Here is a 25,182-nt window from a genome sequence, read left to right on the forward strand (position 1 = left end):
AGGCCTTAGGCCGCCCGTTGCACCTGGGACAAGACGTCCTGTTTCATTCGCTCCGCGTCAAACGCTTGTTTCTTCGTACAAATCGCAAACAGCACATTCAACAGCTTCCGGCACAAGGCGACGATGGACTGCTTTCCGGTCAGCGGATTGACGGATCGGGTCGTATAATACTCATGCAGCTCGCGAAACGCCTCGTTATGCCGAATCAGCGGAATCATCGCCCGAAACAGCACCGATCGCAGCCGTTTCCGTCCCCGTTTGGAGATGTGCTTTTGCCCTTTGCGCTGGCCGGAGGAATTCTCCTTGAGCGTCAGGCCCGCCAACTTCACCAATTGACGCGGGTCCCGATAATGGGCGAAGCTGCCGATCTCCGCCAGAAGATCGATGATCGTGGCGTCTCCCAACCCGTCGACCGTTTTCAACCATTGGTACTCCATCGTCGTTTGAACCAATGCCTTCAACTCGGCGTCCAGTGCAGCGATCTCCGCCTCCAATTGGCGGTATCGGCGGACGAGCGCGGCGATCTCAAACCGGGCCATCGCTGTCCCTTCCGTCACCCCAATCGAGTCCTTCGCGGTGTTGATCAACGCCTGAATTTTGGCCTTCTGCGGGCATTTCATCCCTTCGCTTTGCCGGTACACCTCAAGAAGCTCCTCCACCGTCCGGCCGGCCATATCAGCCGGAAGCGGCGTCCACTCCAACACCGAAAGCGCCGTTTTCCCCAGGTCGCGAAACACCGTCCAAAACTCCGGAAAATATCGGTCGGTCCAGCGGACGATCGCGTTTTTCACCGCCGTCTGTTCCTTGCGGAGCTTCTCTTTGAGCGTGCTCCCCACGCGCAAATCGGCTTCAATCTCGTGCAGCAGCCGGGGAACGAGGAATCGTCCGTCTTTTGCCAGTCTGGCAATGACCAGGGCGTCTTTGGCGTCGTGTTTCGTCGGCAGGTTGTCATCAAGTTCTTTCGACCGGCACACATGCGCCGGGTTGACCATGACCAACGGGATCCCGTGCTCCTCGAGGAAGTAGGCGAGGTTCAACCAGTAGTGCCCGGTCGGCTCCACCGCGACGATCACCTGCGGCTTTCCGAACGCTTGCATCGCCTCCTGAATCGCTTCATACAGCTGGCGAAAGCCCTCTTTCGACTGGAAGATCGGGAACGATTTGCGAAGCACACGCCCCCGGTCATCCACGAAGCAGGCGTAGTGGGTTCGTTTCGCGATATCGATGCCCACGACAAGCGTTTGTTCGGTGACTTGATCAATTTTATAGTTTTGTGTACAATTCATCTGAAGTCCTCCTTGGTATGGTGAGTGATGTGTTTGACACCCCTGCATCATACCAAGAGGGCTTTTTTTGATCAAGTCCCCGGAAAAGCTCCTAACGGGAATGCTCCTTTCTAGCGCGCATCGTCAAAGGTGAGTTTCAATCCCTCATAGGTACGATAAAAACAAGGACGCGGACACTGCGTCTTTTCTTTTTTCGGAAATGTTTCAATCCCTCATAGGTACGATAAAAACGGTAAAGGCGCGGAAAAACGGCTTCCAGACACTTTAGTTTCAATCCCTCATAGGTACGATAAAAACTCCTTCACCATTACTCCTCTCCGAGCCATTTCGGCCTGTTTCAATCCCTCATAGGTACGATAAAAACTTTTCATCTTTTGTCACCTCCTTTTACTCAAACGAGGTTTCAATCCCTCATAGGTACGATAAAAACGCCATGCCTTTGGCACCGAAGCGTAGCTCGTCTTACGTCGTTTCAATCCCTCATAGGTACGATAAAAACCTACCTGCATATGTGCCGTATCTGCTAGCATATCCAAGTTTCAATCCCTCATAGGTACGATAAAAACTTGTACCCGCCCTTCATGTCCGCAGCTATAGGTGCCGGTTTCAATCCCTCATAGGTACGATAAAAACCCGCGATTTCTTCAAGTGTGTAACCTGCTAATCTTGGTTTCAATCCCTCATAGGTACGATAAAAACATAGGCATCACAATATGCCGCGAGCGCGTTCACGTGTTTCAATCCCTCATAGGTACGATAAAAACCCCCCAAAAATGCTTGTTCCATCAAGCTTTTCGGTTTGGAGCTGTTTTCAGCATACCACGTTTCAAAAATTCTGTCAACGGCTTTCAACCTTGATGGCTGTAGGCTTGAGGCGCTAAAAACCATTGTCGTCGATCCCCCGGGGTTTTAGCACGATTGGAGGTCGACGACAATCTCTTGACCCGTTTATTCGCTTTTAAGGCGAAACATGCCGAATCCTTGTGAATTTCGGCTGCCTAGGCCGACATGATATAAAAATGTCAGCTGTTCTGGTGAAGAACAGAGGCGGTAATAGCCAAGCCACCCTGTAATATACATATTCTTGAACATTGTCACCACACGATGACGATGATGAACGTGAACCGGCTCGATCAACAGTCTTTCCGTCGGCGGAACGCCGTAGTACGCTTCATATTTATGACGGAAATTCAATTCAATCAGGTGGGGGAACACCTCATCATCGGGGTCAAAAAATTGCGTTTTCTTTCTTCCGTCGAACGTTTCATATGTGCTATATACGGTCAATGGAGAGAGCATGACAATGTCAATTTCGTTTTCGCGTATGTCGATGTTCTCCATTTTGACACTTTTCACTTCGATCAGCTGTCCGTAAAGCTCAATCTCTCTCTGCAACAAAAATCGCTGTCCAAGTTGCTGAGTCAGCTCTGGGAGAACGGTGTCGATATGCCATTGGAAATCATCCAAAAACCGAATCGCTTTTTTTCCCCGATCCACTTGGTGCGTTCCAAATAAACGGCTAAACGTGAAGAGTTTAAATGACCGTTTCCCGTGACGGAATCCTTTGTCATGCAAAAATGCAGCTAACTGCTCATTTTCTAACGAACGATACAACATCCCTTGCAACAAATGCTGGTAATGGAGCGGCAAGGAAACAGGCCCTTGCCGCCCGCTCATCGTGATTGTCAATCTCATATGTTATCCTGCCTTCCTTGTTGAGTGCCGTCCTTTGTTCTTATAAAATGAATTCGTCCCCACCCTTTTTCAATCCCATCTCTTCTCTTTTCGAATACTTTTGGGTGCGAAACGTGTAAAAAATAACTGAATCCTCATCGGGATCCATAAGTTGGCGCAATTCCATCTTTAACTTTTCGTAATTGGCTGACGTAATTTCCCCTTCGAATACAGAGTTTTGCACCCAGTGGAGATATTTGCGGGCAATCTTCAACGCCTTGGCTACACGCTTTTCATTGAAATCATACACAAGAATCACGAACAAACGATCCCACCTACCAGCGAGCCGCATATGGCTCGTACGTTTTTTCGCCAAGAATGTGCTTTTGAATTTTATACAGTTCAAGTCGAATCAGACGGCGATAGGATACAGACTTGCCAAGATGGCGATGCTGGACGGTCGTCTGCATTTTTTTCTCGAGTTCACTGACGAACAGTTTTCTTCCTTCTTCATTCAGCATAATGCCGTTTGTCAACTTCTCAAAATGTTTACTGGACAGCATTTTCTTATTTACTAATGCAAAGATCAAGCGATCTACAATGATCGGTTTGAAAATTTCCGCGATGTCCAAGTTCAAGGAGAAACGGCGAAAGTTCGTACTGTGCAAAAACCCGATGCGCGGGTCTAGGTATGTCTTATAAATCTCACTGAGGCACATTGTATACACAATCGAATTGCCGAAGCTGATCAGCGCATTTAAACGGTTATGCGGAGGACGCTTTGTCCGTTTCTCGAACACAAAGTCCGGATGGCGAATGATGGAATCAAACGATGCATAGTATACCTCGCGAATATGACCTTCTACCGCCATTAACTGCTCCACCGTTTCCGCCTGATCAAGCTTCGCCTCTTCTTGTTCAATCGATTGCAGCGCCTTTTCCAATTCCTCTGGTTCGGAAAGGCGAGGGCGGTAATATTTTAGCACCCGCTCCATTTGACGGATGGAGCCTTGGACAAACAGACGGGCAAGTTCCAACCGTTTTCGAGGATCGAGATAATGTTCTGCCTGCTTCAACACGACATGACCTGAATTCAAGTGTTCCCGCGGATAAAAAGAACCAACGTAGTACCCGTAATGGTTAAAGTAATGAACGATGATCTCTTTTTGCGCCGCAAATTCCAAAAATCGCTTGGACACATCCACTTCGCCGAAAATATAAATATCATTTGTGTTTTCAACCGGAATGTACCGTTTCCGCTCTTCCGTTTCAAAGTATAAACTATTATCTTTACGGCGCAGTTCACCATTTTGGAAAATATACAACGTCTTTTTCATTCTTATTCCTCCGCCCAACAATATTCACGATAGGCGCATTTACCGCAGAATGAGATCTTTTTTGGCGGCGGTGGGACGGGCATTCGCGCGATGCGGCGGATGTCTGCCACGGCGCGTTCCAGCTCGCTCCGCGCTTTTTCCGTCCATTCGATCCGTTCTTTCTTCCGCTCTTTCGGAAACAACAGTTCCCCTTTCGCCTCAATTCCCGCTCTCTTTAACGTATCCAAATAGTATAGCAGCTGCATTCGGGCGCTTTGGGAATAGCTCGATGATTTTTTGACTTCCCCAATGATCAGCTCTCCTTCTTCTTGACGAATGCGGTCAATGACAATATGGCCGATCGACAGTTCCTTTTTATCCCGTTGATAATATGTTTCAGAAAGAAATCGTCCAAGTTCTAACGCCTCATCCTCTTGATCGGGGGCAATTTGATGTTTCATAAGCCAAACTTCGCGCGGGCAAATGTAATAATACCAAATATCCGTTCCGGTGACAGGCATTTCATATTCCATTGACTTCACCTACCAGATCAAGCCTTCGCTTTTCGTTCGATAACCGAGTTTCTCGTCGTAAAAATCGTTCAGGGAGTCTCTCCCTACATACCCAATGCCATGGACAATCGGGGGCTGATGGTCCACTTTCGCAGGAATGGCAATCACATATTGGGAAAAGCGGCTCTTTAACGACGCAAACCGTTTTCGGCGCTCCCAACGGTCATGCAGGCGCAAAATGGCCTCATATTCGCGAAATACATCAACAGCCTCTTCATCTAATTCAATAAAGACATTCATTTTTTCTCCATCCCCTTCAATCAAACGAAAATGAGACACAGGGATTCGGTCAATCGTTTCCTCGCCATCAAAATACAGCGTCATCATCCCTTTTAACAACCGCTCCGATTCCGCATTGCTCATCCGGGCTGCCAATGTTTCAAAATAAGATGTAATCAGCCGCAAAAACTGCCCTTCATGCACTTCCTTATTTCCTTTTAACAACGTTTGGGTAATATCCAACCGAATGGCATCGTAAATATAGCTTGCATATAACCGCCTGTTGTCTGTCAAGCGCACAACGTGCACTTCCCCGGTTCGATGCCCGTGGCGATTGCACCGCCCGGCAGCCTGTTGAATGGAATCAAGCGGCGCGAAGTCGCGGTACACCACGTCAAAATCAATATCGACGCCCGCTTCAATCAGCTGAGTGCTGACGACAATTCGATATTCGCCATTTTTCGCGGCCTTCACCCTCCGCAGACGCTCTTTAGGTGGAATATGAGTGGATAAAAACGCAACCTCCGCTTCATCGATGCCTTCGTCTAAAAGCGTCTTGTAAAAGGTTTTAGCGCTTTCAATCGTATTCAAGATAAACAAATACGTTTTCTCTTCGTCCCACTCAATGCGGCGGACAAACTCCTCGATCGTCATCGGTTTGTCGATATCGGGATACAGTGCCACACGGGAAAGCGGCTGGAAATAGGCCTGTTCATTCACAAGTGAAATCGCTTCAGGGAACCATTTCGGATCCGTGGCCGAACTGAACAGGAAATAACAGCCAAGTTCTTCCGCCATGGCCTCAAACAACTGACGAATGGCCAGCCAATATCGATGAGGCACGGCCTGCACTTCATCAATCAAAATAATGGAATTGGCCAGCCGATGAAATTTGCGCAACGAGGCATTGCGATTGGAAAAGATCGTTTCAAATAATTGCACAAAGGTCGTCACGATCAATTCCGAATGCCAACCTTCGATCAATAGCTTAGCAGCTTCATAATCCGCATCATATCGTTCATCATCTTGCTTGGTCGTATAGCGAATGTCAGCGAGGTGATGGTGCGCGAGCCACAGTTGGTGATCTTCCCCGACTCCATTGCAAGAAAATATCTCTTTAAGTACATTCGCCGTTTGGTCAATGACGCTAAGAAACGGCAAGGTATAGATGATGCGCGGCTTGATCCCTTGTTGCCGCTCAATGGTTTCACGCAAGCGCAACGCAAAATGGAGGCTTGCCAGCGTTTTCCCCATCCCTGTCGGCAAATTGAGTCGGTAAAAGTGTTGGCTTAGGTCGATCGGCGTTTCATCCACCTCACGGAACGCCCGCTCCCTTAGCTGATTGAGCGCTGTTGTTTCCCATGATTGTCTCTGTTTGTAGCGCAAAATGAGATCCGCGGGGATCTCTTTGCGCGCGGAAAATGACCATGACTGCTTTTGGACGATCCCTGCCTCCGACTTGTCCGCATCAATCAGCAAAGAAAAAAGAAACAATACTCGTACATACGGAGCGAGGGACTTGTTTTCCCGGTTCCATGACATGATGAAACGGCGCAAGGACCGGGCCTCGGTGAAAAATTCATCGAGCCATGCCGACCAGGTTTCTTTTGTCCAGATCCCCTCTTTCCCTAAGCCAGCAAGCGCCATTTGTTCCGCCAATGCTGCATAATCGACGGCTTCAACTTGACGCCTAAGCAGCGCCTTCGTCTCCTCCCCCATCCGTTTCAACTCTTCGAGCCAGTCATCTAAGTTCCCATGGTGACGCTTCACGACAAGAAAGGCCAACAACCGCCAAAACTCGTCAATCCCCTTCTCCTTAAGGAACATCGCTAATAGGACTGCCGATAAAAGAGCGTGGCTTTTGAGCGCTGGCGGACCTTGAAACGCATCAGGCGATTGGATGTATTGCTGGAAGAAGGCATGGCCCTTGCCAAGATCGTGAAAAAGTGCGATCCAACGGTTCATCTTACCCAATAGCACTGGATCGGCTAAGCGAATGGACTTTTCAGACAAAAAGAGGGAGGAAAGCTGCTCCACCCCCCGCAAATGTTCAGATAATAAATAGTGAGGATGGGAATACATCTTACTCTCCCCTTCCATCGGAATAGAAAAAGACGATCCGCTCCCCGTGTTCATTCTCCCAATAGTGCGGGACAGAGGCGAGAATGGGCTGTCCTCCCGCCTCAAACACCACCTCTTCGTACTGGGAAACAACCCGTTCCGCATTCATCTTCCAAGCCACCCGCTCTTTGCGATACTCTTTGCCTGGCTCCACTTTCAACGCTCGCATCCCGTTTCCAGGAATCACCGAACAAATCGGCACGTGATCCTCTCCATCCACTTTGACGAAGCGAAACTCTTCCATCGCGACAAACTGGACATTCGCCAAACATTCGCTCAAACCAAGGCATGGCGTGTATACGCTTTTGTGCTGGCGAACAAGATCCACAAGCTGCGAAAACCGTTCCTCGTCCTTGAGCGAAACATAACAACGGAAATGAGGAAAACGCAAAAACTCCACACGAATTTGCGTCCGCGCTCCTTCACGCCGCTGTTTTGGCACCCATATGTTCCCTTTCGTATTTACATAGTTGATGCCCACTCTTGTCTTCCGCACTGGACCCATGAGGCGTACGGCCACATTGGTCGTCTCATGGTTGAACACTCGCAAATACTCGTTTTCCTCTTTTCCCGCCCCTGTGATCGCGCCGAGCAACCCAAAAAGCGCGGTCGGCGGAATGAAAGAATATGTGAGCGGAGAAGAAGTCGAGTACAGCTGGCGAAAATGCCCGAAATCGGCCCGAATATCAAATACAAGCACATTCATCGCGCTCATTCCTTATGATCGAATATCCACAACAATGCCTTCTTGACGCAATCGGTCAGCGAGCTGTTCGCTGCACACAAGCCTTTCATCTTGCCGCAGCTCAATCTTCGCAATCTTTTCCTTTTCCCTAACCAATACCTTAATGAGCGGAGATACATCCAGCACATAATCTCGGACATCGCGAATTTCCTCTTCCGCCTTTTCCGTATGCAGGGAAATGTATTGATCCAGTTCGCCGATATGGAAGTGAGGCTCTTGATAAACGACACGCAAAAGCAGCCTTGGGACATGGCCGACTTTCGAGCGGGAAATTAAATTTTTCGTCCCCTCCCACATCGCTTCAACCAGCAGCTCTACATCTTCTTCTGTCAGTCTCGTCGAACGGGCCGCGGTCTCATTGACCACCCCATAGAACGCAATAAGAGAATACGGAAGCACATATTCTTCACGAAACGTCTTCTGCGTCATTTGCCCGCCCGAGGCAAACGCGCCGGTTCCTTTGATATATTCCAGCTTGACACGATGGAGCGACTGCCCCATTTTAAACTGGACAGGCCCTGTGTGAGTAATCGATCCTTTTTCCCTTGAGCTTTTTTCAATCGGCAAAGTGACGCCGAACAGCCTTACATCAATGCATTGACGCAACACCTCATCATTGATGATTTTTTTCATTTCACTTAAGGTTAATTTTGATTTTTCTAATTTCCCCCCGTCTCGAACCAAAAAATCTTCCGCTCTTGCCTTCGCATCTTGAATATACTCATCATCTTGCGCAATTTCACGGACGAAAATTTCTTGCCCGCGATACTCATACAAGTAGTCGCGAATCGTCCGTTTTAAGCGCACATCGGTGACGATGTTTTTCCCTGTTTCCTCATCAATGCGCGGCTTATTGCCATCCAACGGATCGCCATTCGGATTCGCCCACTGCACATCGTACAAAAAGAGCAGTTCTGAACGCTGTTTCACCATAATATTACTGTTCCTCCTTACTCCAGATGATTTCTTTGACTTGCGATGTTAGGTTCATCCCACATGCAAAATAAAAATTCAGTTCATCCACCGACAATTTCCACCTTGGGGAAGAGGACAAAAATAAACGGGAAATTTCTTCAGCGAGCTGGCGATGCCCGCCGTAGTAAGACTCATATTCTTCCAGCTTTCCAATCACTTTCGGAAGCAGCCCTTTGATGGCCCGCTGATCCATTTTGAGCCCCATGAGTTGTTGCAAGAATGGCTTGCTGCCGCGTTGTTTCTGCTGGATGTCCAGCAGCATTTGCGTCAATGCCCCAAGCAGAAAAACCGCTTGTTTCTCCTTTGAATCCAGTTGTCCTCCATATGCTTCGAACAAACGGGCAAATTTTCCTTCCACCACCCGATCCCCTTTCCTTATCAATACTCCAGCCTGCTCCAAGAAAACCATGACCGCAATGGCTTGACGCGTCTTAGCGGCAAAGAACCCATCACCGGTTTCATAATCGTGAAAATCAGCCCGCAACTGCTCCATAAAAAAAGAAGCAAAAAACGAAAGCGGCAACGCTTTCTTTTGAAATACGCATTCCACCACTTGCAAAAAATATTTATCATAGACACCGATAGGAAAAAACGTGCGAATAAAGCCAAAATGGAAGGGATGATTACCTTCCCTGTACAACAATGTTTCCGTCGCCTTTTTCGCTCGGAACAGTTCGCTGATTCGCGACGGCAATACATCCTCAATCAGCAACAAAATCCGCTCCGCACTTTGAATTCTCTGCAAAAACAACAACTGCAGCGAAAGAGAATTGTCATAATCCTGCAACGTTCCAAGCAAATCTTCTTCCGTAGTCATAAACGATTCCGCTTGGTCTTGATGGATGCGGATATCCTTTTTCCCATTCACCAAATACTCCAACAGCTCATCCAATACATCACGACCGGCAGGAATCAGCAGCTTGGGAATCGCCAAATAAGAAAACCCATAAAACCGATACTGCAAATACGATTCAATAAATTTTCTTCCTTCCTCAATATGGGATTTGCAGGACAAACAGACAGGATAATTTCGCCATGCCTTTGCCTCATCGAACCCCCCGGTAATAAACCCCGGTTTGTCCAACGTATAAAAACGAAAGACGGATAACTTACCAATCACCGTTTCCTTGCGTTCTCCGCAAATCGCGCACACTTGATGGCGGGCTGCCAATTCCATATCTTTTTCATTCACCAAATACAAAAAAGCGTCCTGAAATGGCGTCCAACCGTACAAATAAGCACCATTGATTTTCAATGAGACGATGGCACGTTCGCCAGAAAGCGAAAGCTTGTCTTTCATTTCGTGCAAAATCGCTTCTTGTTGCTGCACAAGCACATGCTCGATAGAACGGAGAAACGGGTCATCCATCACCCGATTCACTTTGCGAAACCATCCGAGAACTTTTTGATCATATGTATTTTCGATCGTCGTAATTCTCGCTGTCGGAGAATAATTGATTCCGCGCGTTGATCCGGAACGAAACAAATATTTCTTATAATCACTTCCGCATTCCTCAACCTCGCATCCTTCCCAGACAGCGTTTCCCTCACCATCCACACGCAATGAAATGAGCACACAAGAAGGATAACCTGGATTCTCAACCAGCTGATCAATGACCGACACTTCTCCTTGCTTCTCGAGCACCATCTTTCCGATTCGGGCGATTGCTTCGATCAATCTATCACCCCTCCGCATCGTTTGGACTAATCTAATTATACCATATAGACAAAAAAATGGTATAAAAATCGAGACTGTTTTTATAAAATTCAGAATTACGATGCTACCGCAAAACATGTAACTCTCATAAAAAAACGCCGAACGTTTTATGACGTTGGCGCAGGTTTCATCCCTTATAGGTACGATAAAAACAAAACTATATGAAAGCATTTTATGTACGTTTATCAAGGTTTCATCCCTCATAGGTACGATAAAAACTCAACCACCTAAATGTGATTCAGCGCTTTTAACCAATAATTTCAATAGATTTTATTTCGTTTTCTAGAACCCCATAAACAATCCCCAGTTCTTTTGCCTCTTGGTTTGTAATTACCAAGCTGTCAATCCCATCCTCACTATCCTCTCCATCGCAGTAATCACGGACAAATCCCTCTAGCACATCTCCGTCTTTGTATATAATTCTTACCCTTTTACCGACATATTCCCACAGCTTCATCATTCCTCACCTTTCTTTATTGTTGGAATGTAAATTATCACTTTATTTCCGCACAAAAAAGACTCTTTTTTGCACATTCCTTCGGAATATCCCTCTCCCCCTTTCCGAAAGAATGTGCTAAATTTTTTGTGAATTATTTCGGAATGGGACATGGGTGATTTCCAGAGGGGGGACGAGGACGTGATTCGGTTTCATGACTTTCAGGTCGATGTCCAGACATATGCCCAGCGGGGAAAACAAAACGACTTTCCCCTTCTTAAGCGGTGCCCTCATTGCCAGGCAAAACGCCCTCTTTATCGCCATGGGTACTACGAACGAAATGCCGTGACGTCGCATCAGTCTTATCGCATTTGGATCGCTCGGTATCGCTGCCCGGAGTGCAGGAGGACGGTGGCCGTGTTGCCTTCATTTCTTCTCCCTTATTTTCAGTATACGTTGCCCACCATATGGAGAGTGGTGAAAGAACGGTTGGGCCTGACTCCGAAACGGGGGATGGAGGAGGCTCCACTCCTTCCTACGGATGAAGGGGTTTTATTTTATGTCCGACGTTTATTCCGAAATTTGAACCACCTTCATTGGTTTTTTGCGGAGCGCTGGAGAAAAATTGGTCCTGCCATCGCCCAAGCGAGAGAACGAGCCCTATGGTGGATCCAGACGATGGAGGAGATCGGCCTCTTTTTCGTCATCCAAGAGATATGGGAGCACCGATCGACGCATCTTTTTGCACGTACATTCATTTCCTGATTTTACTTATATCCCCTTATATGGAATCATTTATAGATTCCACAAACCTTTCCTCTCGACGGTCGGGGGAATGATCCGATAGGATAGAGACAGGATGGACCGATAAGGTCCTAGAATGGGATGAACGAAGGAGGAGATCGAAATGAATGAGTCGATGAGACAGGAGATCGCTTTATTTCGGTATGGATTGATCGCTCCATTGGTGAATGGACAAGTCGATCCAAAAACGTACTTGAAGGAAGTAGCGGAACGGATCCATCAAGTTCCCCACCATGGAGAGAAACGCATCGCCGCCAAAACGATCCTCGACTGGTGCACGCAGTACAAAAAAGGGGGCTTTGAGGCGCTGAAGCCGAAACGACGGTCGGACCGTGGCCATTCCCGGAGGCTGTCACCTGAAGAAGAGGATCACATTTTAGCCCTGAGAAAAAAACACCCCCACATGCCCGTGACGGTGTTTTACCAACACCTTATCGAGCAGGGGGAAATCCAATCCATCTCTTATTTCACTATATACCGACTTTTAAAAAAATACAACCTCGTGGGGAAAGAAATTTTACCGATTCCTGAACGAAAACGATTCGCGTACGATCAGGTCAATGAGCTCTGGCAAGGTGATTTGTCCCATGGCCCGTTGATTCGCGTGAATGGCAAAACGCAAAAAACGTTTTTGATTGCCTATATCGATGACTGCTCGCGGGTCGTGCCGTACGCTCAGTTTTTCTCTTCCGAGAAATTTGACGGGTTGCGGATCGTAACCAAGGAAGCGCTGCTTCGATACGGAAAGCCGAAGCGAATTTACTCGGATAACGGCAAGATTTATCGGGCGGAACCCTTGCAGTACGCCTGCGCGGAGTTAGGGATCACCTTGATCCATACCCAGCCGTACGATCCGCAAAGCAAAGGGAAAATCGAACGATTTTTCCGCACCGTACAGACGCGGTTTTACCCGTTGCTCGAAATGAATTCACCGAAGTCGCTCGAAGAGCTAAACGAGCGATTTTGGAAGTGGTTGGAGGAAGATTACCATCGAAAACCGCATGCCTCGTTGAACGGGAAGACGCCACATGAAGTGTTTCAATCGCAAGTCCATTTGGTGTCGTTCGTCGAGGATTCGGATTGGCTCGACTCGATCTTTTTGAAACGCGAATACCGTAAAGTGAAGGCCGATGGTACGGTCACGTTGAACAAGCAGCTGTATGAAGTTCCGCCCCGGTTCATCGGACAATCGATCGAACTCCGTTATGATGAACAAGGCGTGTATGTGTACGAAGACGGTCAACGGGTCGCCGAAGCGGTCCTTGTTCGCTTCGAGGACAATGCCTATGTGAAACGCCATCGGTCACCGTTTGCGGCGGTTCCGGTAGAGGGAGGCGAAAACGATGTATAAAACGTTTTATTCCCTTTCCCGAGAGCCGTTTTCGAAGGAGACGAATCCACCAGAGGCTTATCAAGGGGCCTCGTATCAAGAGGCCCTCGCCGCTTTGGACTACGTGAAACGAACAAGAGGGATCGGGCTATTGATCGGTGAACCAGGGGCCGGCAAGACATTCGCCCTTCGGGCGTTTAAGGAATCCCTGAATCCGTCACTGTATCACGTCGTTTATTTTCCATTGTCAACGGGAAGCGTGATGGACTTTTATCGCGGCCTTGCCTTCGGGCTCGGGGAAGAGCCGAAATACCGCAAGGTCGACTTGTTTTATCAAATCCAACAAGGGATCGAGCGCTTGTATCATGAACAACGGGTAACGTCAGTGTTCATCCTCGATGAAATGCATTTAGCGAAGGATGCCTTTCTGCAGGATATCGCGATCCTGTTCAACTTTCACATGGACTCAACAAATCCGTTTGTCTTGATTTTGGCGGGGCTGCCCCATTTACAGGCAAAACTACGCTTGAATCAACACCGTCCGCTTCACCAACGAATCATCATGCGATACCAGATGGGGCCTCTTGATAAGGAAGAAGTGGTAGGATATATCGAACACCGCCTGAAACAGGCGGGGGCGAAACACCCGATTTTTACCCCAGCTGCCTTAGAAGCGATCGCCCTGCAGTCGCAGGGGTGGCCGCGGATCATCAACAACCTCGCCACCACTTGCCTGTTATACGGCGCTCAATTAAAAAAACATATGATTGACGAAGACATTGTGCGTATGGCAGCCGAAGAAATGGGGTACTGACACAGCAGGGGCTGATCGGCCCCTGTTATGTTTCATCCCGATCCATCCTCATTCTAGTTAATCATCCGAAATAATGTGCAAATGTTCGGAAATAATCTGCAAAACCTGGAATAATTCGCAAAGATTTTGCACATTATTTCCGAATCCGTCCGAAATAATTTGAAAAAGGGATTCTGAAATAATGTGCTAATTTACAGTTGGAACAATATGAGTACCGGTTTTAGAGTAGTGTATTCTGAAACTAATTGGTTTCAATCCCTCATAGGTACGATAAAAACTTTTATGGGCGGCATGGAATCACCCATTCTATTTCTGTTTCAATCCCTCATAGGTACGATAAAAACGGGAGCGGGGAAAAGCCCGTAGGAGCGCTGGAGTGGTTTCAATCCCTCATAGGTACGATAAAAACTGTTTCGGCAACGGCATAGTCATCGCTCCTTATTGTTGTTTCAATCCCTCATAGGTACGATAAAAACCGGCATTCAGTTTGTTTGCGATCGCTGCACGTTCGGAGTTTCAATCCCTCATAGGTACGATAAAAACGAATGAGGTGTTTGAGGATTAGAGCCTACTCCCAACGAGGTTTCAATCCCTCATAGGTACGATAAAAACAACGAGCCACCACTTCCTGCACATTTCCTCGAATGTTGTTTCAATCCCTCATAGGTACGATAAAAACGGTATGATCGCGGAAAAAGCGCTACTGGGAACATTTAGTTTCAATCCCTCATAGGTACGATAAAAACCTCAACAAATGATGGCTGGGCAAATGGACCTAGCTGGTTTCAATCCCTCATAGGTACGATAAAAACTAACGGCAATTTGATGATTGCTGGCAATAAATTGTTGTTTCAATCCCTCATAGGTACGATAAAAACGCTATGAGTCCAGCCGACCAAGAGAAAGTAAAAGATGGTTTCAATCCCTCATAGGTACGATAAAAACCTCTCTTCGCGCTGGACGGTCATAGTCGTCGAGTGTGTTTCAATCCCTCATAGGTACGATAAAAACGATTTGACGAAAACTTAACATTGTTGGTTACGTGTGTTTCAATCCCTCATAGGTACGATAAAAACCTTTTTCAGTTCGAAAAATTGGCTATCCGTCAGTTGTTTCAATCCCTCATAGGTACGATAAAAACAACATTGAAATCGCAAAACTAAAAGGAGGAGTCAACGTTTCAATCCCTCATAGGTACGATAAAAACGCGGAAGCGTTGCGGTGGAAAGCGGCGTATGTAGGTTTCAATCCCTCATAGGTACGATAAAAACGCGTGAAGAACTCAAAGAGACATATGAGTTTTTGAGTTTCAATCCCTCATAGGTACGATAAAAACCTGGGAAGGCTGTTTTGAGTTTGCTGATCACCGCATCTCGTTTCAATCCCTCATAGGTACGATAAAAACGAATACATGAACCGAATTGTGCGTGCAGTGAATCGCCGTTTCAATCCCTCATAGGTACGATAAAAACTGTACGCTCAACAGATGGTGGAGACAGAAAGAAAGCTGTTTCAATCCCTCATAGGTACGATAAAAACGCTGCTTTCCTCCTCCGTTTCATCCGTATCGATCGCGTTTCAATCCCTCATAGGTACGATAAAAACCGAGCTCTTCCTCGGTTTTTTCGGCCTGCTCCTTGAGTTTCAATCCCTCATAGGTACGATAAAAACCCAGGAAGCCTGCGCAAATCATCGTGAAGCCGAACGGGTTTCAATCCCTCATAGGTACGATAAAAACTGGTTTTTTCATTCGTGGGATCAGCTCCCGACCGATTGTTTCAATCCCTCATAGGTACGATAAAAACCCTGGAATGAGTATGGATGTATCCTCACCGCTCATGAAGTTTCAATCCCTCATAGGTACGATAAAAACAAACCGTCTGTAAACTCAAAAACATCGTCCCCTTCAGTTTCAATCCCTCATAGGTACGATAAAAACCTCTCTACGCTCTGATTTTACTTGCTTAATTAGTTCGTGAGTTTCAATCCCTCATAGGTACGATAAAAACGTTGTTGACTCCTTTCGATAGGGCCTCCATCTGCGTTTGTTTCAATCCCTCATAGGTACGATAAAAACGTACTGTTTCGAATGATTGCGAAGAGTTTCCTTCGATGGTTTCAATCCCTCATAGGTACGATAAAAACTGATGAAGCCACCTCCTCACGGTACACTTCAATTTTGTTTCAATCCCTCATAGGTACGATAAAAACACAATGCTTGGGCGCACATCCACTCTTCGCGACGAGGTTTCAATCCCTCATAGGTACGATAAAAACCTCCAAACGTAGTACAATTGCTAATATCGCCACTAGGTTTCAATCCCTCATAGGTACGATAAAAACTGAACGCGACGCTGGCGGCGTTCTCCAACAACATGCGTTTCAATCCCTCATAGGTACGATAAAAACTAAATATCACCCGCATTTAAAGGACGCGAAGCACTGTTTCAATCCCTCATAGGTACGATAAAAACGTCCTTGATCGTTCCAAAAGACATTCAGACGCGCATGTTTCAATCCCTCATAGGTACGATAAAAACTGAGCTTGGCGCGAATATTTTCAATCCCTTCCGGAGTTTCAATCCCTCATAGGTACGATAAAAACGGAGCATCACCGCGGTAAGACCGGAGTTCACCAATCGTTTCAATCCCTCATAGGTACGATAAAAACCATCGTATTCCGAAGGGAACCTTCTAGCTCTACAAGTGGTTTCAATCCCTCATAGGTACGATAAAAACGGATTATGTCCGTAATGATTCGTTTCCCGTTGTCGCCGGTTTCAATCCCTCATAGGTACGATAAAAACTCAATCGCAAGGTACACCTCGACAACCGGCGCTGCGTTTCAATCCCTCATAGGTACGATAAAAACAATGCCGCTGTACAAGTTGGCATTCTGTCACAAGAACCGTTTCAATCCCTCATAGGTACGATAAAAACGACGGAACCGTGACAATCTCGACGTCATCCAACGAAGTTTCAATCCCTCATAGGTACGATAAAAACAGTCGGCGCCGTTTATTATCTTTTCGATCATGGACCAAAGTTTCAATCCCTCATAGGTACGATAAAAACCTTTATCCAGCAAGGTTGGATTCAAAGGTATTGCGTTTCAATCCCTCATAGGTACGATAAAAACACCTATCGTTTTTGCGGTCCCGGACGTTGCAAAAAGGTTTCAATCCCTCATAGGTACGATAAAAACACGATGATCTCAAGCGTATCGTCGTCGGACTCTTTGTTGGTTTCAATCCCTCATAGGTACGATAAAAACGTCTTTTCGTGTCACCGCGTTGCCGACTGCCCATGTGTTTCAATCCCTCATAGGTACGATAAAAACCTTTTCGTCGTCTAAGTACGTAGAATGATGAATGAAAGTTTCAATCCCTCATAGGTACGATAAAAACCCCAAACCATGCGCATCAAATCAAGCTTTTTCCCTTTGGGTTGTTTCCAGAATACCACATTCCAAAAATTCTGTCAATATGGTTCAGCCGTGATGGCTGTAGGATTTTTGCGCAAAAAACATTGTCGTCGATCCCCCGGGATTTTTGCACGATTGGGGGTCGACGACAATGTGAGGCTCGACGGCGAAGAGTCTGCTCTGCTTACCCCTTCACCCGTTCGATCTTCTCAACCGGCAGTCCGGTCAGTTCGTGGATCGTGTCGACATCGTATCCTTTCGCCAGCATTCTCTTCACCACGTCGAGCTTCCCTTCCTCGATCCCTTCTTGGCGTCCTTGCTTCATCCCTTGCTTCATCCCTTGCTTTATCCCCTGTTCGATTCCTTGTTGGATTCCCTTTTCCAGCCCCCGCTGTTCGTATGAGACGATGAGCTCCATCACACGCTTTGCTTCCTTCGTTTCCATTTGGCTCACCTCGTTTCGCCGTTTTGCTTCCTCCTCTTCGGATCGCCGCAAATACGTCTCAAAAAAACCGAACAACAGCCGCTGTTTCGCTTCATCCAGTTCGAGACGGACAAGCATGCGCAAAAATTCCTTTTTCACGTCGACTTTCTCCTCTTCATTATACCCCATTTTGCTTAACAAGGCAGCGGCGACGGGATTGTCATGGCGGATGTACGCGCGCCACGGCAGTTTGCGCAGCTCCACCGTCAAGTAACGAAAATCGAGAACCGTCAAAAACGGAAACTGGACGACCAATGAGGAAGGTTCATCGTGGTGTTCATCATAGCTGAAGATGGCGATCGGAACAATACGGCGGCGGTATTTTTGAAACAAGCGGCTGAAGTAGAGGAACATTCGCTCGGGGAAGGTCCGCTGTGCGTAGCTTTGGTGTTCGACATGGACGATGACGAGCCCGTCTTCCCCTTTCATCTTCGTTTCCACCAACAAATCGACGCGGTGCTTCTCTCCGGCCGTCACGTCGGTAAACAGTTCTTCTGTGAGGAAAGAAAGGTGGCGAACGTCGATGTGCTCGTACACGTTGGGAAAGAAAAGAAGCAAAAACTCTTCGAAAAACGTCGACAGCAGCTCTTTGAACAACCGGTCGTGATCGATTCGCTGTTTGGCCACGTTTCCCCTCCTTGCGACATGGAATTCACGATATGTATTCGCTCTACGCGACGCAATTCCTTCTCATGAATGTAACTTTTTAGGAAGGAGGCCCGATCGCTTTGGGCTCCTTCCCTTGTCCTTCCTCTAGCTCGTGAATGGACTACCCGTTGATATCCCCTGTCAACCTCCCAATGATCGCCTCTTGATACCCGGCTTTTTTCTTTCGCCCGATGGCTTCTTTCACCGGCCGCAATGGTTCCGATGTGACGGATGCGAGTTTGGCGAGGCGCTCGGGTGTGAGTTCAACGACTGGGTTGGCGGCCGCATAATCGTCCAAGGAAAAGCGCCAGAGCGTGACGGCCTGTCCATACCGTTCAAGCAGCCGCTCTGCCATGGCCAATCCTTCCGGATCGAAGTCGCCGGAATAATACAGCTTGGCGCCTGAAGAGGCGAGAAGATCGAGCAGCTTCATCGTCGCCAAGTTCATTTGCCCGTTCGTGCTGACAAGCGGGGCGCGGGTGTCAAGCAGCGTCGAAAAGACGCCCGCGTTTTCGACAATGTACACCGTCCCCCCATGGGCAGGGCGGGCGCGGACAAGCGACAGCACATCTCTAAGCGGCATGTTCAGCGCCGTGTTCGCCTCCCAGGCAGCGGAGAAAACAGGATGCGGTCCGTCCTTGGTTTCAGCAAGAATGTTGGCGCATGTGACAAAGTTCAGGATATCCTCACGGAGCAAGCCGACGGACTGGAGCAACTCGTTGACGCTCTCTACAGATGCCATGTCCCAATCCCCGGGCACGGTCGCTTGCAACGCCGAAAGCAACAATCTCCCCGGTAGCGTGGACAAATCGAACGCATGCGGGTCGCCCGCCACTTGCTGGGCAAAGAGCGGGAGGCGCATGTATGACGGGAGCGGGAGGCGGCCGAGAGCCGCGCTGACAAGGCGGATGGCCTCCTCCAGGCTGCGGCGGTCGGTTTCGTACGCCGTTTGGACGAAGCGCTGAGGGCGGACCGACTCAACCCAATGATGCTCCTCGGTCAGACGCGCAAAAAAACGATCCCGTTCCTCTTCCTCCGCCTGGCGCCGTTCTTTGTTTGAGACAAGCGGGGCGCCGAAGTACTGTTCAAGCAGCTCGACAAGCCCAACGCCCGCAAACCTCGTCTGTCCGAGCTGTTTTTCAAACGCGATAAGGGAGACGCGGGAGACGTCTTTGCCGAAAAAGGCGGCCACCGCCTCCCGCTCTTCATCGGTGAACGCCTCTAAAGACACCGCGCCGCCGACGCGGCCGAGCGACTCGTACTTGTGCTTCATCTCGATAAACAGACGGCGGAAGCCCGGTTCAGAGCGGAAAAAGGCAGCCGCCTCCTTGGCCGTGCTCACGTCTCGATCGTCTCCCATTCTTTATCATTGACCATGAGCTGTTTGACGCGGCCGTTCCAACGGTAATGAATGACGGTCACAAACGACGCATTGCGCGGGCGGACGAGTTCGCAAATGGACAACGCGGGCACGGTGTCGTAGTCGCCCCAAAGCGCCTGCGAGTTCATGATATAGTTAAAGCCAAGCTGTTCGACAAGGCCGAACAGATTGCGGATGTTGTTTTCATCGACGCCGGCGAACGCCTCGTCGAGCGAAATGATGTACGGGGCATCATCGCCCGCTTCTTGGTAGCGCGAATACGCCGCGGCGAAAAGCGGAATGTACATCGCCATCGCCTTTTCCCCACCGCTGAATTGGTAAAAGCGGTGGTTCGTCAGCTCGCGTTTCGGCTCGTTTGTTTTTTCATAGTACAAAGTGAAGGAAAACCATTTCCGATAGTCGAGCACTTCTTTAATGATTTGATGGAGCGTGCTGCCTTGGCCGCGCTCTTCAAGCAATTCGCGGGCGCGGGCGATTTTCGAGCGGAAATGGTTCGTCACTCGCTGTAAATCTTCCTCTCTAAGCAGCCGCGGATCGAGCCGCAACAGGCGCACCAATTCTTTCGTATCGAGCTCCGCTTCCGTCTCCGCCGTTTTCGGCTTCCATTGAATGGACAGCACAAGCCCTGATGATGTGTCGAGGCCGCCCATCAGTTTATTCATATCATTCACCCACCGTTCGGCGCGCTGAATGCGGCTGCGCAAAATGCGGCCGACTGATTTTAAGATGACGTCCTCATACAGCTCGCGGTCTTGTTCTTTCATATACTCGTGCTGCAAGACGATGTCGCGCTCCACTTCCGCCAGCACCGCAAACGGCGTGGCGCGCTCGCCTTTGTAGTCGAGGTAAATGACGTGCCGTTCTTGTTTCTCCCGCCAGTCCGCGGCTTTCATGGCCATCTCATCGTCTGGGGCAGCGGCGGTCCATTCGGGCTTCGTTTGTTCTTCCAGCGGCTCGAAGGACGCCCGATATTCGGTCAAGTTGGACGACTCTTGGAAAAAGACGGTGTTCAGCCGCGCCAGAAGCGAGGAACGCGTCTCTTTTAACACTGCTTCGTACCGTTGTTTCGCTTCTTTCGCCTGCTCCAGGAGGGAGCGGGAACGATCAAGATCCACAAGCCCAAGCGCCGCTTCACGGGCAAACGACTTTTCCCACATCGCGGCGAGCTCGCGGGCGAACGCTTCCCGCCGCGCCTCTTTTTCCCGTTCTTCGGCCAGGCGCATGAGCTGCTGTTCCGTCCGCGCCCGTTCGTTGACAAGGCGCGGAATTTCGCGGCGCAAAGACGCCAACCGTTCTTGAATGCGGGCGATTTCGGCGCGAATGTCATCCGCTCCCATTTGTGCGAGCGTCCGTTCCATCTCAACGATCTCCAAGGAGATCCGCTCTTTTTCATCCCGAATCCGATTTCGTTCGCCTTTCGCTTCGTCGATCTCCGTTTCCAGCGCCGCGAGCCGCTCGCGCTGTTGGGCGATCATGGCCTCGGTATGGCGCGTTTCGCGGTAAAGCACTTCGAGTTCGTGCAAATGGCGGACGTACGATTTCATGGCGAGCTGGGCTTGTTCGCAGCCGTCCAAGGTGAAGGCTAAATCAAGCTCAGCCGATTCGTCACGAAGCTGCTGTTTGATTTGTTTCCATTCGCGCGCAAGGAGGGCCGCTTTTTCTTCTTGCCGCTTCCATTCCCGCTCTTTGCTTTCCGCTTGGCGGCGGGCTTCTTGCCCTTCCTCAAACGCGGTGCGCACATCGCGGTCCGCCGGGAAGGACGCCAACCAGTCGGCGAGCGCTTGGATGGCCGCTCCCACCGCCTGATGCTCACGACGTAGACGGTCGATCTCTTGTCCCACAGCGGCGATCTCGGCTTCCAGCGCCGCGATGTTCTCAAGCCGCCACCGCTCCCGCGCCGCACGGCCGATGAACATCGCCCGCGCTCTCCGCGGCGCATGGCCACGGACAAGGCCGAGCGAATAGCGTCCTGTTTCGTCGATCGTCATGCCGCCTTCTTGTTCCGCATCGGTGATCACGATGCTTCGGAGCACTTCGTCAATCCGCTCCGCCGACACAGGGGCATCCGCATCTGGGCGCAAATAATCGGCCAACGTATGCACCATATGAACCGGTTTCGGGATGAGCACACGGTCGCAGTCGACGTCGACATCGCGGGCCGCAATGAGGGCGTCAAGCAACCCAGCGTGCGAAAGCGCCGATTCGATCCGCTCGCGCACATCGTCAGGCACATCGTCGACAAATTCGACCGCGGCATAAAACGGGACAAACGGAATCCCTTCCCGTTCCAATGCCAAGCGGGCGGCTGTCGTTTGTTCATCCCGTTCGGGTTCAGGGTCGCGTTGTTCCCGCCATTGACGCAGTTCGGCCTCACGTTCTGCCCGTTTCTCTTCCAACAGACGGATGTCATGTTCGAGCCGCCATTTCTCATCCTTTTTCTTACCGACGGCATCGTAATACGCTTGAACGAACGGGCGCTTCAGATCATCGAGCGAATACAGCTCATAGAGGGCGCCCATTTGTCGCAAAAACGCCTGAATGTCCGCTTCGGAAACGTCGATTCCTCCTTGCTCGACCCAGGCAAGCACGGCTTGTTCAAACCGCTCTTTCTCCTGCTCGAGCAGCTCTTCCCATTTCTGTTGCTGATGACGCCATTCGTCCATTTCCCGCCGCCGCTCGCCCGCTTCGGTGCTCGCTTCTTCATAGCGTCGTTTCACATCGTCATGCCTGCGCCAAAGGCGCGCCAACTCCTCGAGCTGCTCGATATGGCGGTCAGCTTCCTGTTTCCAAGCGGCAAACGAAAACTCTTGTTGCTTTTGGCGATGGCGGTGAAAATCGTCTTCGTTCGTTTCATGCAAAGAAAAGGCTCCTTCTTCCGCATCCGCTCGCAGCTGCGCCAACTCGTCTTCAAGTTTCCGTTCAAGGTCATCCAGCCGCGCTTCCGATTCATCGAGGCGGCGGCGATGTTGGCGTTCCAGCCGTTCTTTTTCCGCGATCGTCTGCTCGTGCCGCTCCCACCGCTCCTGCAGACGCTCCCTCTCCGATTTCAACTGTTCATACTTCTCCGCTTGCTGGAACACTTCGTGGCCAGCCAAGTCGATTTCGCGTGAACGCAGCACGTCTTCTTCACGGCGGAGGCGGGTGATGGACTCATCAAGCTCATCAAGCGTCTTTCGCGCCTGCTCTTCTTCATCGTGAAGGCGGTGTTGTGCAGCAGCGAGCTGTTCGGCTTGCTTGACCGCTTTTACGTATTCTGTCGCCTTTTCGGCGATCATATATTCGTTGTAAAGGCGGTATTGATCGCAAAGACGCTTCAACGCCCGCTCGTCGCGTTCGAGCTGCTCAAGCTGCTGCTTCGCCTGGTCCATGTTTTCGATCGTGTCCGATAAATGGCGGAGCTCGTCGTCGGTCAACGGAGGCAGCGAGCTTTCCAAAATTTCATAAATCACGGTCGGCTTAAAGTCTTTGGACAGCTTCGGGCTGCGCAGTTGAATGAGCAGCTCGATCAATTCTTGAAACGCCTCAAGCGATTCAAAGCGAAACACATGCTTATTGACGAGCTCCATATAGTCTTTTTGCGTCTCGACGACCGTCCCGCCCGCGCCGAGCGCTGTGGCCAGCTCCCGCTTGGTCAGCGGGATTTTTTCACCTGTTTTTTCTTGTTTATACAACTGAAGGTCATAGCCGATGCGGCGGTTGTCAAAGAGGACAAACCCCCAGAAATCGAGGCTTTTTTGCCGCTTCGCGCGCAGGCCGATGCCCGTTGTGACGTATTGGTCGGATTCTTTCCGTTTATATTCCAAAAACAAATACCCGGTCCGCTCATCGCGATTGACGACATCTTTTTCCCCAAGCAAGTAGTCTTCCATGCGCCGCGCCCGTGAACCGAACGGATCGAGGCGATCGGGCGTCTTCTTGCCGTCTAAAAGCACCGGGATCAAGCTTTGCATCGTCACCGACTTGCCCGCCCCGTTGCTTCCCCGCAAGAGCAGCTTACCGTCAGCGAAATGAAAATACTGCTCGTCGTAATACCAAAAATTAATCAGCCCCGCACGATGAAGCACCCATGGATTCGCCATGTTCTCCTCCCTCTTTCGCGTCAAAATCATCCGGATACCGTCCCGACATCCGCCCGAGGAGGGGATAAAGGACGATCATTCCGGTGTCGTGCTCCACATCGGCCATGCGCCATTCGTTGAGCGCCGAAAGCACTTCGCGGACAAGCTCGGCAGCCGACATGTCGCGGTACGTTTTCCCCCACCCAGCCCCGTAGCGGCGCCGGCAATCGGCAAGCCAGGCGGAAAATTGTTCAGGCGTCAATCGTATGCGGCCGTATTCATCCGGCGGATATTCCCCAAGCCGCTCGCGCACCAAGGCGGCAAAATGAAGGATGACCTCCGACGTTCCTTTCTGATCAGGAAATACGGTGTACGGCGCCTGCCGTTCGGGAAGCGTCAACATGGCGGCGTTTTTGTACAATTCATACCGAAACGGCGTATGCGCTTCGATATCATCCCGCAGCCGATGGCGGAAGTTGCGCAAGTAGTAAAAGTCTTGCTCGTCCCCTTCCGTCCGGTGCACCGCCGGGGATAAAAACAGCTTTCGATACAGGCGATGGCGCCGATAATCTTGCGGTGATGCTTTCCACTCCTCGGCGAGCAATTCGTCGATCGATTCATATTGCAACAAATCTTTCGGATACGTGCGCATAAAATAACGAGCCAACACTGGCACTTCGTACAACGCCTCTTCCTCCACATGCTGGGCGAACGCCTCAATCTCCCCATCCATCCGGCGGACGAGTCCGATTTGTTCCGCCGTTTTCAACACGCGGATGAGCGCGCGCCGATGCGAATAGTTCGTCCAATCGACCGGTAGATCACCCGGGTACATGGCGCGGATTTCTTCACATACGTCAGAAAGCAAAAACTTTTCTTCCACTGCTTTTCCTTCCAAATACGCCATCAAACAGCAAAACAACGCATAGTCAAGCGGCTCTTGAAACGACTCGATGCCCATCCACGGCTCCGGTTCGGCGGGAATTTTCTCGAGCTTGGCAAAATAGCGGTGAACGATGAGCCGATAGCCAAACTTCTCCTCCACATACTTTTTCAACACATGTTCGCGCTCACGGACGAGCTGATACAAATCCGGCTCTTTGTCGCGAATGATCCAAAATTGTTCGAACAGCGCGGCGAGCGCCTCTTTCGCCTTGTCGTCAAACGCCGTTTCCATC

17 protein-coding genes and 2 CRISPR repeat arrays are annotated in these 25,182 nt (G+C 49.7%); of the genes, 3 read left to right on the forward strand and 14 right to left on the reverse strand.

Annotated features, from left to right (window positions below):
* Positions 1–5 precede the first annotated feature (5 nt).
* From ACVX3G_RS00900 to ACVX3G_RS00945, 10 genes are all read right to left on the reverse strand, one after another.
* On the reverse strand, positions 6–1,286 hold the full coding sequence (locus ACVX3G_RS00900) for an IS110 family RNA-guided transposase (protein ID WP_012749415.1): 1,281 nt from the start codon (positions 1,284–1,286) through the stop codon (positions 6–8).
* A gap of 133 nt (positions 1,287–1,419) precedes the next feature.
* Positions 1,420–2,050: direct repeats of the CRISPR family, unit length 30 nt; unit sequence GTTTCAATCCCTCATAGGTACGATAAAAAC.
* A gap of 184 nt (positions 2,051–2,234) precedes the next feature.
* Positions 2,235–2,981 carry a CRISPR-associated endoribonuclease Cas6 gene (gene cas6, locus ACVX3G_RS00905; protein WP_025039282.1) on the reverse strand — a complete coding sequence of 249 codons (747 nt, stop codon included), beginning with the start codon at positions 2,979–2,981 and terminating at the stop codon, positions 2,235–2,237.
* A 40-nt stretch (positions 2,982–3,021) separates the two neighbouring features.
* Positions 3,022–3,285, reverse strand: coding sequence for a CRISPR-associated endonuclease Cas2 (gene cas2, locus ACVX3G_RS00910; protein ID WP_013522869.1), 264 nt, complete (start codon positions 3,283–3,285; stop codon positions 3,022–3,024).
* A 10-nt stretch (positions 3,286–3,295) separates the two neighbouring features.
* A complete protein-coding gene (cas1b, locus tag ACVX3G_RS00915) occupies positions 3,296–4,297 on the reverse strand; it encodes a type I-B CRISPR-associated endonuclease Cas1b (RefSeq protein ID WP_020279826.1) in 1,002 nt (333 codons plus the stop codon).
* A gap of 2 nt (positions 4,298–4,299) precedes the next feature.
* Positions 4,300–4,809 carry a CRISPR-associated protein Cas4 gene (gene cas4, locus ACVX3G_RS00920; RefSeq protein WP_020279825.1) on the reverse strand — a complete coding sequence of 170 codons (510 nt, stop codon included), beginning with the start codon at positions 4,807–4,809 and terminating at the stop codon, positions 4,300–4,302.
* A 9-nt stretch (positions 4,810–4,818) separates the two neighbouring features.
* Complete coding sequence (locus tag ACVX3G_RS00925; RefSeq protein WP_025039281.1) at positions 4,819–7,149, reverse strand: CRISPR-associated helicase/endonuclease Cas3; 2,331 nt, start codon at positions 7,147–7,149, stop codon at positions 4,819–4,821.
* A gap of 1 nt (position 7,150) precedes the next feature.
* Positions 7,151–7,894 (reverse strand): type I-B CRISPR-associated protein Cas5b, encoded by a 744-nt coding sequence (gene cas5b, locus ACVX3G_RS00930; RefSeq protein WP_025039280.1) that lies wholly within the window; start codon positions 7,892–7,894, stop codon positions 7,151–7,153.
* 12 nt (positions 7,895–7,906) lie between these two features.
* The gene (cas7b, locus tag ACVX3G_RS00935; protein WP_020279821.1) at positions 7,907–8,866 is read right to left on the reverse strand and encodes a type I-B CRISPR-associated protein Cas7/Csh2; all 960 of its coding nucleotides are present in this window, start codon (positions 8,864–8,866) and stop codon (positions 7,907–7,909) included.
* 4 nt (positions 8,867–8,870) lie between these two features.
* A complete protein-coding gene (locus ACVX3G_RS00940; protein WP_240432164.1) occupies positions 8,871–10,829 on the reverse strand; it encodes a TIGR02556 family CRISPR-associated protein in 1,959 nt (652 codons plus the stop codon).
* Between the two features lie 43 nt (positions 10,830–10,872).
* A complete protein-coding gene (locus tag ACVX3G_RS00945) occupies positions 10,873–11,082 on the reverse strand; it encodes a hypothetical protein (protein ID WP_025039279.1) in 210 nt (69 codons plus the stop codon).
* Between the two features lie 180 nt (positions 11,083–11,262).
* Between ACVX3G_RS00945 and ACVX3G_RS00950 the strand changes: the two genes are divergently transcribed.
* The 3 genes from ACVX3G_RS00950 to ACVX3G_RS00960 all read left to right on the forward strand — a co-directional run bounded on the left by ACVX3G_RS00950 (position 11,263) and on the right by ACVX3G_RS00960 (position 14,009).
* Positions 11,263–11,826, forward strand: coding sequence for a DUF6431 domain-containing protein (locus tag ACVX3G_RS00950; protein WP_011229852.1), 564 nt, complete (start codon positions 11,263–11,265; stop codon positions 11,824–11,826).
* Between the two features lie 142 nt (positions 11,827–11,968).
* Positions 11,969–13,216 carry an IS481 family transposase gene (locus tag ACVX3G_RS00955; protein ID WP_011229853.1) on the forward strand — a complete coding sequence of 416 codons (1,248 nt, stop codon included), beginning with the start codon at positions 11,969–11,971 and terminating at the stop codon, positions 13,214–13,216.
* Positions 13,209–14,009: an ExeA family protein gene (locus ACVX3G_RS00960; RefSeq protein WP_011229854.1), complete on the forward strand. Its 801-nt coding sequence runs from the start codon at positions 13,209–13,211 to the stop codon at positions 14,007–14,009. The genes ACVX3G_RS00955 and ACVX3G_RS00960 overlap by 8 nt, the downstream gene beginning before the upstream one ends.
* A 248-nt stretch (positions 14,010–14,257) precedes the next feature.
* A CRISPR array of direct repeats spans positions 14,258–17,416; the repeat unit is 30 nt; unit sequence GTTTCAATCCCTCATAGGTACGATAAAAAC.
* A gap of 201 nt (positions 17,417–17,617) precedes the next feature.
* Here the strand turns inward: ACVX3G_RS00960 and ACVX3G_RS00965 are convergent.
* From ACVX3G_RS00965 to ACVX3G_RS00980, 4 genes are all read right to left on the reverse strand, one after another.
* A complete protein-coding gene (locus tag ACVX3G_RS00965; protein WP_014194806.1) occupies positions 17,618–18,544 on the reverse strand; it encodes an Rpn family recombination-promoting nuclease/putative transposase in 927 nt (308 codons plus the stop codon).
* A gap of 142 nt (positions 18,545–18,686) precedes the next feature.
* Positions 18,687–19,907, reverse strand: a complete 1,221-nt coding sequence (locus ACVX3G_RS00970) for a TIGR02679 family protein (protein ID WP_014194805.1) — start codon at positions 19,905–19,907, stop codon at positions 18,687–18,689.
* Positions 19,904–24,025 carry a TIGR02680 family protein gene (locus ACVX3G_RS00975; RefSeq protein ID WP_014194804.1) on the reverse strand — a complete coding sequence of 1,374 codons (4,122 nt, stop codon included), beginning with the start codon at positions 24,023–24,025 and terminating at the stop codon, positions 19,904–19,906. The genes ACVX3G_RS00970 and ACVX3G_RS00975 overlap by 4 nt, the downstream gene beginning before the upstream one ends.
* Positions 23,985–25,181 (reverse strand): TIGR02678 family protein, encoded by a 1,197-nt coding sequence (locus ACVX3G_RS00980; RefSeq protein WP_014194803.1) that lies wholly within the window; start codon positions 25,179–25,181, stop codon positions 23,985–23,987. The genes ACVX3G_RS00975 and ACVX3G_RS00980 overlap by 41 nt, the downstream gene beginning before the upstream one ends.
* Position 25,182: the final 1 nt, after the last annotated feature.

The sequence above is a fragment of the Geobacillus sp. PLS 41 genome (genome assembly GCF_056494105.1).

Excerpts from the sequence above, each read along its gene's own strand:
- ACVX3G_RS00900 (WP_012749415.1), bottom strand. The coding sequence starts at position 1,286 with ATGAATTGTACACAAAACTATAAAATTGATCAAGTCACCGAACAAACG.
- cas1b (WP_020279826.1), bottom strand. The coding sequence starts at position 4,297 with ATGAAAAAGACGTTGTATATTTTCCAAAATGGTGAACTGCGCCGTAAA.
- ACVX3G_RS00980 (WP_014194803.1), bottom strand. The coding sequence starts at position 25,181 with ATGGAAACGGCGTTTGACGACAAGGCGAAAGAGGCGCTCGCCGCGCTG.
- cas7b (WP_020279821.1), bottom strand. The coding sequence starts at position 8,866 with ATGGTGAAACAGCGTTCAGAACTGCTCTTTTTGTACGATGTGCAGTGG.
- ACVX3G_RS00960 (WP_011229854.1), top strand. The coding sequence starts at position 13,209 with ATGTATAAAACGTTTTATTCCCTTTCCCGAGAGCCGTTTTCGAAGGAG.
- cas6 (WP_025039282.1), bottom strand. The coding sequence starts at position 2,981 with ATGAGATTGACAATCACGATGAGCGGGCGGCAAGGGCCTGTTTCCTTG.
- ACVX3G_RS00940 (WP_240432164.1), bottom strand. The coding sequence starts at position 10,829 with ATGAGGGATGAAACCTTGATAAACGTACATAAAATGCTTTCATATAGT.
- ACVX3G_RS00945 (WP_025039279.1), bottom strand. The coding sequence starts at position 11,082 with ATGAAGCTGTGGGAATATGTCGGTAAAAGGGTAAGAATTATATACAAA.
- ACVX3G_RS00925 (WP_025039281.1), bottom strand. The coding sequence starts at position 7,149 with ATGTATTCCCATCCTCACTATTTATTATCTGAACATTTGCGGGGGGTG.
- ACVX3G_RS00955 (WP_011229853.1), top strand. The coding sequence starts at position 11,969 with ATGAATGAGTCGATGAGACAGGAGATCGCTTTATTTCGGTATGGATTG.
- cas5b (WP_025039280.1), bottom strand. The coding sequence starts at position 7,894 with ATGAATGTGCTTGTATTTGATATTCGGGCCGATTTCGGGCATTTTCGC.
- ACVX3G_RS00975 (WP_014194804.1), bottom strand. The coding sequence starts at position 24,025 with ATGGCGAATCCATGGGTGCTTCATCGTGCGGGGCTGATTAATTTTTGG.
- cas4 (WP_020279825.1), bottom strand. The coding sequence starts at position 4,809 with ATGGAATATGAAATGCCTGTCACCGGAACGGATATTTGGTATTATTAC.